This is a genomic window from Peribacillus sp. SRI_006 (genome assembly GCF_057586375.1).
Map to the genome: position 1 here is coordinate 112,741 of NZ_JBYCZT010000014.1, position 11,938 is coordinate 124,678.

Annotated in this window: 9 protein-coding genes; 8 read left to right on the forward strand and 1 reads right to left on the reverse strand. The window is 40.3% G+C overall.

Going from position 1 to position 11,938, the window contains the following annotated elements; translation table 11 throughout:
* Positions 1 to 2: 2 nt before the first annotated feature.
* A complete protein-coding gene (locus AC2YHV_RS20370; RefSeq protein WP_063576135.1) occupies positions 3 to 1,214 on the forward strand; it encodes an iron-containing alcohol dehydrogenase in 1,212 nt (403 codons plus the stop codon).
* Between the two features lie 123 nt (positions 1,215 to 1,337).
* Here AC2YHV_RS20370 and AC2YHV_RS20375 read toward each other — a convergent pair whose 3' ends face one another.
* A complete protein-coding gene (locus AC2YHV_RS20375) occupies positions 1,338 to 1,592 on the reverse strand; it encodes an alpha/beta-type small acid-soluble spore protein (protein WP_098864592.1) in 255 nt (84 codons plus the stop codon).
* Between the two features lie 138 nt (positions 1,593 to 1,730).
* Between AC2YHV_RS20375 and AC2YHV_RS20380 the strand changes: the two genes are divergently transcribed.
* From AC2YHV_RS20380 to pabB, 7 genes are all read left to right on the forward strand, one after another.
* Entirely contained in the window at positions 1,731 to 2,465 is a 735-nt protein-coding gene (locus tag AC2YHV_RS20380) for a YqcI/YcgG family protein (protein ID WP_034306969.1), read from the forward strand.
* A 172-nt stretch (positions 2,466 to 2,637) separates the two neighbouring features.
* Positions 2,638 to 3,264 carry an FMN-dependent NADH-azoreductase gene (locus tag AC2YHV_RS20385; protein WP_052137253.1) on the forward strand — a complete coding sequence of 209 codons (627 nt, stop codon included), beginning with the start codon at positions 2,638 to 2,640 and terminating at the stop codon, positions 3,262 to 3,264.
* Between the two features lie 117 nt (positions 3,265 to 3,381).
* Positions 3,382 to 5,178 carry an oligoendopeptidase F gene (gene pepF / locus AC2YHV_RS20390; RefSeq protein WP_057277923.1) on the forward strand — a complete coding sequence of 599 codons (1,797 nt, stop codon included), beginning with the start codon at positions 3,382 to 3,384 and terminating at the stop codon, positions 5,176 to 5,178.
* A gap of 232 nt (positions 5,179 to 5,410) precedes the next feature.
* On the forward strand, positions 5,411 to 7,657 hold the full coding sequence (locus AC2YHV_RS20395) for an AAA domain-containing protein (RefSeq protein ID WP_487373948.1): 2,247 nt from the start codon (positions 5,411 to 5,413) through the stop codon (positions 7,655 to 7,657).
* Positions 7,658 to 7,937: 280 nt separating this feature from the next.
* Positions 7,938 to 8,936 (forward strand): LLM class flavin-dependent oxidoreductase, encoded by a 999-nt coding sequence (locus AC2YHV_RS20400; protein ID WP_487373949.1) that lies wholly within the window; start codon positions 7,938 to 7,940, stop codon positions 8,934 to 8,936.
* Between the two features lie 91 nt (positions 8,937 to 9,027).
* Positions 9,028 to 10,050, forward strand: a complete 1,023-nt coding sequence (locus AC2YHV_RS20405) for an LLM class flavin-dependent oxidoreductase (RefSeq protein ID WP_057277548.1) — start codon at positions 9,028 to 9,030, stop codon at positions 10,048 to 10,050.
* A gap of 93 nt (positions 10,051 to 10,143) precedes the next feature.
* The gene (gene pabB / locus AC2YHV_RS20410; RefSeq protein WP_487373950.1) at positions 10,144 to 11,892 is read left to right on the forward strand and encodes an aminodeoxychorismate synthase component I; all 1,749 of its coding nucleotides are present in this window, start codon (positions 10,144 to 10,146) and stop codon (positions 11,890 to 11,892) included.
* The last annotated feature ends 46 nt before the right edge of the window (positions 11,893 to 11,938 follow it).

Consider the following 11,938-nt stretch of genomic DNA (forward strand, 5'->3'; position numbering starts at 1 on the left):
ATATGAAGGTAAATGCTCATTCGAATTTTTGGTTAAGGTCTTCGGTTTACAGTGGCACTAACACTCGTTCACTCATACCGGGCCTATTCAATGGTCTGGGGGCAAGAAGGATTCTGCTCGTGAGCGATGCTGGCTTGGAAAATGCAGGCGTCGTTAAAAAAGTTGCCGAAACTTTTGAGCAGCAGAAATTGGGTGCCAAAGCTGAAATAGTTGGACAGTTTCTGGGTGTAACACAAGACGCAGCGAGTAAATGTGTAAACGAAGCATTGAAATATGCACGCGAAGTTCATGCAGATGCCATCCTTGCCATTGGTGGAGGGAGTGTCATCGATACCGCAAAAGCATTGAAATACGGATTATATAAAGGAATTACGGATATAAATGATTCAATACCAAGCGGTTTTCTATATGAGGGTTTTCCAAAAGCACAATCCATGAATATCCCGCATATATCCGTAGCCACAACAGCAGGAACCGGTTCTGAAGTATCCCCGATCGCAGTCATATATAATGAACATAAAAATGTCAAAATGAATATATACAATGTTTTTTTAAGTTCGGATGTTGCGATTCTAGATCCCGAGTTAACAGTCGGTCTGCCGTCTGACATTACGGCGTTTACTGGTGCCGATGCATTGACACATGCAATTGAAGCGATCATTTCACCTGCTGCGACATCAATAACCGATGCATATGCATATCAGGCCATTCGAGTTATTGAAAGAAATTTACCGAGGGCCGTAAAGGATGGAACGAATATTGAGGCTAGAATGGAAATGCTGCATGGAAGCATGATGGGAATCACTGCATTTTGTAGTGCATTGAATGCGATTCCTGTTCATAACTTTGCCCACGCATATGGGGCGTTATTCCGTATTCCGCATGGACTGGCCAATGCCGTATTGTTACCGGTCGTCATGGAATCAATCCCGGATTTATATCTTCAAAAGGCCCATTTGATAGCTGAAGCCTTTAGTGTGAAAGTACAGGATGAAGATTCAAAAAGGATCTTAGCGAAAGTGGTAGAAAAGCTACGTGTTTTCCTATCTGATCTTGGGCTGCCCTCCGACTTCAGCGCCTATGAAATTAACCAGTCGGATATGGAAAGAATTCTGAAAGCAGTAATGACCGACCCAGCTGCCGCTAATTACCCGATGTCGGAGGAATTAATAATGTCAGTTGTTTCAAGAGTTTCACCCGTAAGAATTAACTGATCTAAAAAAGCCAGCCCGTAAAGGTTGGCTTTTATTGCGTCGTAACGTGTTAAGTCCCGAATTTTACCATTCAAAAGTTCATTTCTTTATCTGATGTCTAAGAACTACAGTGATAGACTCTGGTTAATGTTTTTTTCCTAAGTTTTCCTGTGCCATCTTTATAAGTTCCTTGACCATGCCTCCGCCTAACTTTCCGCCTATTTTTCCATTCTGCTTGGATGTCAGTTCACCGTTATAGTCTTTTTTCAACGGTACGCCCATTTCTTTTGCTACTTCAAACTTTGCCTCTTCGGGATTCTTTGTGCCAGCGATTTTGGCTTTTAAATCATCAAGGCCTTGTCGCGCTTCAGATACTAATATTCTCCTTCTCCTTGCCATTTAGCAATACCTCCTCCTATTTTTTTCTTAGGTTATCCTAATGAAATGAAAATGATAAACCTGATTTCCAATTCGAAGAAGTTTTAGTTTATTTAAAGCGGGTAACATATAATAAAACGACGATTGAAGGAGAAAATGATGCTGACTGCGAATTCAAGTTTGTTAACAAAAGAAGATATGACAAATCCCGATCGAGTGCCGCAATGGCTAATCAAGGAATATCAAACATTCCATGAAACAGTGACCGATAAAACCTTTCCTTGTTATTTTGGTATGAAAGCTGAAAATAAAGGGGAACTTCGTTATGCTTATATCACACAGGAAGATTGGTCCAATCTCCCTAAAGCAGTGGAAAGCTTTCTTGATTTGTTTCAGGAACCACCATATATAAGGCATGGACTTTTCGTTTTTATGGAGCCTGATTCGATAGAGGGTGATATAGAATTTTACCGTAAAAGGTTTTGGGAGATCCTGCAATACCTGCATCAAGCGGATGAAAAACCTTGGCCAATTGAAAAGCCGAAAGATCCGGATCATTATTTATGGGACTATCATTTTGCCGGGGAACCAATCTTTGTCTTTGGTAATGCACCTGCATATAAACAGCGTAAAACTCGCGATTTAGGAAATAGCCTCGTCCTTGGTTTCCAGCCCCGGATGATCTTTGAAGGATTGGAAGGAACGGAAAAAGGCGGAATCATGTCGCGGGAAAAGGTCCGGGAACGGGTGGAGAAATGGGATAATCTCCCGAAGCATCCTGATATCAGTCACTTTGGCGATGTAAATCATAATGAATGGAAACAATTTTTCATAGGGGATGATATAGAACCGATAAAAGGTAAGTGTCCCTTCCATCATAAACAATTAACGTAACCGTGAGCAAATTGCTCTCGGTTTTTTTGCGTTTGAAAATAAAAAACATAATCCTTGCCTTATTGGATTTTCAGTTTTATAATGTGAAAGTAGCAATTGCAGTTAATTCGAGATATATGGATTAAATGCTATTTTTATTAAATATACAAAATCAACAATTGGGGGAACGAAAATGTCTAAAGTATTGTTTGTTAAATCAAATGACCGCCCAGCGGATCAAGCTATCAGTGTCAAAATGTATGAAACGTTTTTGAACGCATATAAGGAAGCAAATAGTAGCGATGAAATAACTGAATTGGATTTATTTGAATTGAATTTGCCTTATTACGGAAATACTGCAATCACTGCCTTATATAAACGCAACCAAGGCATGGAATTGACTGAAGAAGAAGTGGAAATTGCTGATATCGTGCAACAATACTTGAATCAATTCCTTGCTGCCGATAAAGTAGTATTTGCCTTCCCGCTATGGAACGCAACGGTTCCGGCACCATTGGTAACTTATATTTCTTATCTTGCCCAAGCGGGAACAACATTCAAATATACAGCTGAAGGCCCAGTTGGCTTAGCTGGAGATAAAAAAGTGGCCTTACTTAATGCACGCGGATCCGATTATGCATTGCCTGGAATGGAAGCTGGCGAAATGGCCGAGAAATACGTAACGATGAATCTAAACTTATGGGGCATTAAAAACCCAGAAACTGTCGTAATCGAGGGACATAATCAATACCCAGATCGCTCACAGGATATCGTTGCAGAAGGATTGGCGAAAGTTGCTGAAACTGCAGCAAAATTTTAATTTTTTAAAAGGAAAACCAGTATGTATTTTTAGCATACTGGTTTTTCTATGCAGATTTTTCTGAAAGTCGATTATAATAAAGGGTAAGCTATAAGCATGAAAGGAAGTGCAGAGGATATGCAAACGTTTAAATCACGTGACGAATTAAAGATAGAAGAAACTTGGAATTTAAAGGATATTTACGAAGATCAGGCTAATTGGGAAAAAGATTATCAAGAAGTCCTGAAGATGACAGAAAAATTAAAAACTTACGATGGGCATATTCAGTCAGCCCAAGATTTATTCGAGTATTTACGGTTAAGTGAGGAAGTTGGCTACATTTATAACAAGCTATATGTATTTGCCATGCTTCAAGCCGATTTGGATACACGGGTCACCTCATCACAAGCATTGCTGGATCGAGCTGGTAAGTTAGGGCAGAAAATAAGTAATGCTTCTGCATTCTTCATGCCGTTTCTTCTAAGCCTGGAAGAACAAACATTAAAAGGGTACATAAAAGAAGTCGAGGGTTTGAAATATTTTGAAGAGGATTTATTGGATTCCTTCCGCTATAAAGCCCATGTATTAACGAAAGAACAAGAAGAGGTGCTTTCGCAAATAGGCGAAGCCTTTTCAGCTCCACAAAAAACGTTCGGAATGATTAACAATGCGGATATAAAATTTGGGGAAGTTACGAATGAAGACGGCGAAAGGGTAGAGCTGACGCGAGGAATGTATTCCAAATTGATTGAAGATGATGATCGGGATAAAAGAAAAGAGGCTTATTTCGCATATTATCAGCCATATGTACAATTGAAGAATACAATCGCTTCCACACTTGCAACGGCAATCAAAAATAATGTGAATCTTTCAAAGCTGAGAAATTATCCATCTGCCTTGGAAAAATCCTTATTTGGAGATCAAGTTCCAAAAGAAGTTTATGATAATTTGATTATGTCTACTAAGCAAAATATCGGACCCATGCATAAATACATTCATTTAAGAAAAAAATTGCTGGGTGTAGAAGAATTACGTGCTTATGATTTAAGTGTACCATTAGTCGAAGGGGCTAAAGAGGAGATTTCTTACGATGATGGTTTTGCTTTGATGGTGGAGGCACTAAAGCCACTTGGCGAAGAGTATATCACAATCCTTAAAACCTTTAAGGAAAACAGGTATATCGACGTTAGGGAAACACCTGGAAAACGTTCAGGTGCTTACAATTTAGGACTTTATGGTGTTCACCCTTTCATCCTATTAAATCATCGTGATGATTTAGACAGTGTATTTACACTTGCACATGAATCTGGACATGGCATGCATTCATACTATAGCTCAAAATACCAACCGCAAATAAGTGCTGGGTATTCCATTTTTGTCGCTGAGGTTGCTTCCACTGTGAATGAAATCCTTTTGATTCGCCATTTAATTAAGACAACAAAAGACGTACAAAAGAAAAAACATTTACTTAACCATTTCATAGATAGTTTTAAAGGGACATTCTTCACACAAGTGATGTTTGCGGAGTTCGAAAAGATTGTACATGAAAAAGCTGAAAATGAAGAACCTCTAAATGCCGAGGTTTTTAATACAGCCTATGAAACGATATTTCGTGCATATAATGGAGATGAAATAAGTTTCGATGAAGAAGTGAAGTATGGCTGGTCACGCATCCCACACTTTTATCGTCCGTTTTATGTCTACAAATATGCTACTGGTTACGTTTCAGCCATTACGATCGCTGATAAGATCCTTTCTGGGGACAAAAAAACACTTGAAAGTTATTTGTCTTTCTTGAAAAGCGGGAGTTCTGATTTCCCATTGGAGCTGCTTAAGAAAACAGGAGTGGATTTAACGAAACCTGAGCCGATCGAAAATGCAATGAAGATTTTCAGTGATCTCGTCGACCAATTTAGTGAGTTGACAGAAGGCTAATCTAAACCATTTCTTCCAAAAGAGCCCATGGTATGATGTTATAAAAAATGCTATAGTTAAAACATTGGCGTATGAAAGGCCCAATCAATAGATTGGGCCTTATTTTATATGCAAAAGAAACAGGTAATTCGCGAAAAAAGTCATGATGACAGCGTTATTTTCAACATCGGAGCCTAGCCAATGGGCCAGTTTCTTCGTACTACAATGGCATATTTTGTGAGGAAAGTGAAAAATGAATTCGACAGTTAATTATATAAAAGAATGGCAGCAGGCACTTCAACTTGAAATCCTGCATTTGAAAAAATATGGCAGCACAAAATACTTGGTTTCGAACGGCCATCTGCTTTCAAGCGACGGTTCCTTCAACTATTATTTTGAAACAGGTTCATCGGTAAAAATCCCTGTCGGTTCCCTCGTTCGACTTGAATGGGGAGGGATTAAACAGGATGGAAGGATCCTCTCATCGGAGGGGAAAAGTATAATCATTGTTTTTGATCGCTCGTTAGGCGACATCATCAGTGAAGCCTTTTTATACCATGATCCCTGGGAATTGCTGGAGCAATTGATCATCCGCTTGGATGAAATCAAGAGGAGTAAAAGGAAAAGACTTCGAATCAAGCGCCTGATGGATCCGTCCATGCCGCAAAAACATCCTTTAACTGAAAAACAAAGCAGTGTGAAAGAATTATATTCCCGCTCGAAGTTCAATCCTGTCACTTTTGTTTGGGGACCGCCTGGAACAGGAAAAACCTATACTTTGGCTCGTACAGTAGCCAATCATTATTTACAAGCTAAAAAAGTTCTGGTTTTGTCCCATAGCAACCAGGCTGTAGATGTTTTGATGGCTGAAATTTCATCATTCATTAAAAAGAAAGATCGTTTCAAAGAAGGCGATGTGCTTCGCTATGGATCTCAAATCAGTGAATCACTAGCTATCCATGATGATATTGTTACGGGGCAATTATTAGGTAAACATGAACCGACATTAATTAAAGAAAAAGAAGAACTTGGCGAAGAAAAACGTCTTTTAAAATATGATTTGGCAGGTTCCTTCAGTAAAAGGGATACAGATCAGTTAATTGAGATAGAGAAAAAGCTGGCCAAAGTATTGGAGAAAATCCGCCAAAAAGAGATTCAATTCGTAAAAGAAGCAAAAGTAATAGGGACGACCTTAGCTAAAGCCGCAAATGACGAAACGGTTTATCAAAAGGAGTATGATCTGGTCATCTTGGATGAAGCGAGTATGGCTTACGTTCCTCAGGTGGCTTTTGCTGCAGCGTTAGCCAAGCATATTATCGTTTGTGGTGATTTCAAACAATTGCCGCCCATTGCTTCGGCTCGTGATTCCCTCGTGAAACTTTGGCTGAAGGAAGACATATTTCATCGGGCCGGTGTCGCCCAGTCTGTTGAAGAAGGAGAACTCCATCCCCATCTATTCCTATTAAAGGAACAACGCCGCATGCATCCGGATATTTCAGCATTCACTAATCGTGTCGTCTATAACAATTTTGTTGGCGATCATAAAAGTGTTGCGACTAGCAGGGAGGGCATAATGCTGGCGGAACCGTTTGCCAATAGGGCATCGGCACTTCTTGATACTAGCTTAGCAGGGGAATATTGCATCACTGAACGGACATCCCACTCGAGAATGAATTTATGGCAATTGCTTTTATCTTTTCAGTTGATTCATGAAGCTTATGTGGGCGGTTCAAGGTCAATTGGTTATGTCGCACCATATCGGGCTCAGGCAGAATTGATGGAAAAGCTATTGGATGACTTATATGAAAAAGAACGGCAAACTGCGGATATCATCGCTGCAACTGTACATCGTTTCCAGGGAAGTGAACGTGAGATGATGATCTTTGACACAGTAGATAGTTATCCGCAAAACAGGGCTGGAATGTTATTGACAGGGAGAGAAAGTGAAAGGCTGATTAACGTGGCAATAACAAGGACTAAAGGTAAGTTCGTACATGTATGTGACACTTCGTTTGTTAACAAACACGTTTATCGCAGTAAAACACTTCGTCAGCTTGTCGATCATCAAATTCAAAATGATCAGATTGTATCAAAGAAAGACATTGGAAAATGGGTTAACCACCAGCACCCGAAATTACGATGGATGCATGCCCGTAAATTGGGGGACTTTCAGGGAGATATTGAAACAACAAAACATGACATGGTTATCGCTGTACCGGATTTGAACAGTTTGTCAGAAGAATGGCAGCAATATTTAATGAAACGGAACCCTGCAGTGAAATTGACGATCATATCAGCAAAAAGAAATCCTGATATCAACTCGGATCATTTTATTTGTTCACCTATTTCCTTTTCCTTTATCATCTTTGATCATCGAGTTATTTGGCTAGGTTTGCCCGTGGAGTCCAATAATCGGGTTCAGCCCCCATATATAGCGGCTCGTTTGGATTCAAAAATCATGGCAGATGAATTACTATCTCAATTCAAAAAAAGTGAATAGCTTTGGAAAGCCCCTTAAAAGGGCTTTTCTTTTTTACATAAATCCCTAAAAAGACCTCGATAGAATAAATGATGAACATTTGAGCCACTTGCGTCCTTAGTATATTAAACCAAACACCTCGCTAGAATATACAATTCACTTATACTCCCTAATTTGGATTCAACTCCTTATATTTTCTGCTAAAGGCTGCAAACTAAACAACAAAGCAAGCGTTTCAGGCGACTTTCGGCTGGTTATGATTTACGATTAAGTTACGAAAGCCAAGAAAGGAGGTAACAAATTGAAATTGAGCATATTGGATCAATCCCCGATTGCATCCGGGCAATCAGCACAAGAAGCTTTGCAGGCTTCACTTCAACTAGCTCAAGAAGGAGATAGGCTGGGTTATAGCAGAATCTGGTTTACTGAACATCATGATTTGCCTGGCTTGGCCTGTTCCGTTCCAGAGATTTTGATAAGCTATATTGGTTCACAAACAAAAAATATCCGGATTGGATCAGGGGCAGTACTGCTTCCACATTATAAGCCATACCGAATAGCAGAGACATATAATATGCTAGCCACGCTTTTTCCAGGCCGGATTGATATCGGAATGGGACGTGCTCCTGGTGGATCTGCCGAAGCAACGATGGCCTTATCCGATAATTTCCTTCAAAATGTATATAAAATGCCCGAACTTGTTCAAGAACTGTTGAATTTTCTAAGAGATGAATTTCCGAAAGAACATCCGTTTTCAAATGTCTCTGCTGCTCCTATCCCAATGCTATCCCCTGAACCATGGATATTGGGAACAAGCGGGAAAAGTGCAAAACTAGCCGCTGAGAATGGAACTGCATACGCGTTTGGGGAATTCATGAGCGAAAATGATGGCGTGCAGAGTATTAAACAGTATCGTGAGCACTTTCAAACAAAAGGGATACTCAAAGCACCTAAAACGATTATTACGGTATCGGCCATTTGTGCTGAAACGGAAGAATATGCGAAAGAAATCGCCCTCAGCAACACCCTGTGGAAAATTCAAAGTGGACATGGGGAAAGAAAGCAAGTTCCAAGTATAGAAGAAGTAAGGAACCATGAATGGACTGAAAAAGAAAAAACACAGATGGAAACCATGCATAAAAAACTGATTCTTGGTACCCCTTCACAAGTTAAGGATCGCCTATTGACGATTCAGGAGAAATATCAGGCAGATGAAATCATGTTGATAACCATCACTCATAAGTTGGAGGATCGGCTTAATTCGTTTCGATTGATTGCCAGGGAAATTCTTAACAGTTAATCCTTAAGCATTTTATGTGCATTTTTTGTGTATTTTCTATATGATGGCTTTGCGTCCGATTTATCATAATTGAAAGAAAGAAGATGAAGATATGAATGCTGATCAATATGCAAAAAAACTTGGCGACATTTCTTTTTCCGTTCTGGACCTGGCTTCTATTGTTGAAGGTGGTACAGTTTCGGGAGCTTTTAAAAATACAGTAGAATTAGCTAAACATGCAGAGCAATGGAATTACAACCGTTTTTGGGTTGCAGAACATCATAGCATGCCTGGGATTGCAAGTTCTGCAACGTCAGTACTTATAGGCTATGTTGCAGGCAGGACGGAAAGGATTCGGGTAGGTTCTGGAGGCATAATGCTACCGAATCATGCACCGCTGGTTATCGCAGAACAATTTGGAACATTGGAAGCAATGTATCCTGGTAGAATAGATTTAGGACTGGGGCGTGCTCCGGGAAGCGACCAATATACAGCCATGGCACTTCGGGGTGATGTACGTAATAACGGTCAGGATTTTCCTGAACAATTGGCGCAGCTCCGTAGCTATTTAGATGCGGATTCTAAACATAATCGTGTTCGCGCCATTCCTGGAGAAGGGCAGGACATCCCGATTTGGCTGCTTGGTTCAAGTGGGTTCAGTGCAGCATTATCAGCACAGCTGGGATTGCCATTTTCATTTGCAAGCCATTTTTCCCCTGAAAATACTCAACCAGCTTTAGCCCGCTACCGCAATAATTTCCAACCATCCGACGTTCTAGATAAACCTTATGTCATGGTTGGTATCAATGTTTTTGCAGCCGATACTACGGAAGAAGCGCAAAGGATTGCTACTTCATATCAACAGCAGTTCTTGAATTTGATACGGAACACACCCGGTCAACTAGCTCCTCCAGTTGATACGATGGAAGGCCTTTGGACAGAATATGAAAAAGCCATTGTCATGAAGCAGCTGAACGCTTCCATTATAGGTAATCCAAAAGAGGTAAAAGAGCAGTTGCAGGGATTTTTAAATGAAACACAGGCGGATGAAATGATTATAAACTCTGCCATTTATGATCAGGATGCACGCCTTCGTTCTTATGAAATCATTGCAGAGGTTACTGGAATGAAATAATTGTTAAAGAATGAGCTTGCAGATCCCGTGTCTGCAAGCTTTTTTATAAAAATACATACCGATTGGCTTCATAAACATAGTTAGGAGAGAGTAATGAAACGAGAAGATCCTTTATCCTTAATATTTCACTTCACAGATAAACAAGGTGACAGCAGGCCCCTATATTTTGCGAATCCGAAAAAAGTGATCACCGCCCATTCAATTGAGGATGTCCTTCCCCAATTCCAAAAAGTCCAGGAAGCGATCGAACAGGGGAATTATGCAGCGGGATATGTTTCCTATGAAGCGGCACCTGCTTTTGAACAATCCTTTAAAGTAAAAGATGGAGCCAAAATGCCATTATTATGGTTCGGGATTTTTGATAAACCGCAAGCGGAAATACCTGAAAAAGTGACCGGGGCTTTTCATTTAGCTGAATGGCAATCAGAAACGGATTCAAATGCCTATCGTTCTGGATTTCAAAGAATAAAATCGGAAATCAAGAAAGGCAACACATACCAAGTCAATTATACGATGCGTTTGCAATCTCAGTTCGAAGGAGATGACTTCGCTTTTTTTGAACGTTTGAAGAGAGCCCAACGCTCGAACTATAGTGCATATTTGAACGTGGGTTCACATCGAATCCTATCGGCTTCACCCGAGTTGTTTTTTCGTTGGGAAGATGGTCAGCTGATTACTCGGCCCATGAAGGGAACGGTAAAGCGGGGGACGACACTGAAAGGGGATCAGCTCAATGCAGAATGGTTGGCAGCCTCGGAAAAGAATCAAGCTGAAAACTACATGATTGTGGACCTGCTAAGAAATGATTTGGGAATGATTGCGGAACCAGGAAGTGTCGAAGTTCCACAACTTAAGGCAATTGAAAAATATCCGACCGTTTGGCAAATGACATCCACGATTACAGCCGATACGAATCCAGGAACAACAATCATTGATATATTCAAGGCCCTTTTTCCTTGTGGATCGATAACAGGGGCACCTAAAATTAAAACGATGGAAATCATCGCTGATATCGAGAATTCACCGCGTGAAGTTTATTGCGGTGCAATCGGGTTTATCACTCCTGAATCCGAAGCCGTTTTTAATGTGCCGATTCGTACGGTCGTGATTGATAAGGAAACAGGGAAAGCCGAGTATGGGGTTGGCGGGGGGATCACTTGGGATTCCGAGTTATCGGAAGAATATGACGAAGCCTTTTTAAAAGCCAAATTATTAACGGTTGAACGGCCTGCTTACAAACTATTGGAATCGATAAAGCTCAGCGATGGCGAATATTATTTGTTGAATGATCATATCGACAGGATGAAACAATCCGCTGAGTACTTCGATTATCGATTCTCTGAATTGTATCTTAGAGATCGACTCCAAAAGTATGCGGAAATAAACCATGGGACGCTGCAAAAAGTAAGGGTACTACTACATGAAAATGGTGAAATTGAAGTCTTGGGACAAGCAATCAAGCCCCTTGATCCAGAATTCAAGGCCATACTAGCTGAAGCTCCAATATCAAGGGCAAATCCATTTCTATTTCATAAGACCACCAATCGTGATGTCTATGAAGGCTTTCAAATGAATAATCCCGACTTCCAGGATGTTCTGCTTTGGAATGAAGAAGGATACATTACGGAATTCACGAACGGAAATGTAGTGGTAAAGATAAATGGTGACCTCTATACCCCTCCGGTGGAATCAGGTTTGCTTGCAGGAACATTTCGTCAAGAATTGATCAGGAAGAAGGAAATCAAGGTAAAAAACATTTCAAAGGCTGACCTCAATAACGCTGAGGAAATTTGGTTCATTAATAGTGTGCGAGGGAAATTAAAAGTGAATTTAACTTTCTAAGCTGATAATTCGTAAAAAAGTGAAAAGTGTAATCTTTATTACAGTT

Bases quoted from the DNA above. Each gene is read 5' to 3' on its own strand.
- AC2YHV_RS20370 (WP_063576135.1), top strand. From the start codon at position 3: ATGAAGGTAAATGCTCATTCGAATTTTTGGTTAAGGTCTTCGGTTTAC.
- AC2YHV_RS20375 (WP_098864592.1), bottom strand. From the start codon at position 1,592: ATGGCAAGGAGAAGGAGAATATTAGTATCTGAAGCGCGACAAGGCCTT.
- AC2YHV_RS20380 (WP_034306969.1), top strand. From the start codon at position 1,731: ATGCTGACTGCGAATTCAAGTTTGTTAACAAAAGAAGATATGACAAAT.
- AC2YHV_RS20385 (WP_052137253.1), top strand. From the start codon at position 2,638: ATGTCTAAAGTATTGTTTGTTAAATCAAATGACCGCCCAGCGGATCAA.
- pepF (WP_057277923.1), top strand. From the start codon at position 3,382: ATGCAAACGTTTAAATCACGTGACGAATTAAAGATAGAAGAAACTTGG.
- AC2YHV_RS20395 (WP_487373948.1), top strand. From the start codon at position 5,411: ATGAATTCGACAGTTAATTATATAAAAGAATGGCAGCAGGCACTTCAA.
- AC2YHV_RS20405 (WP_057277548.1), top strand. From the start codon at position 9,028: ATGAATGCTGATCAATATGCAAAAAAACTTGGCGACATTTCTTTTTCC.
- pabB (WP_487373950.1), top strand. From the start codon at position 10,144: ATGAAACGAGAAGATCCTTTATCCTTAATATTTCACTTCACAGATAAA.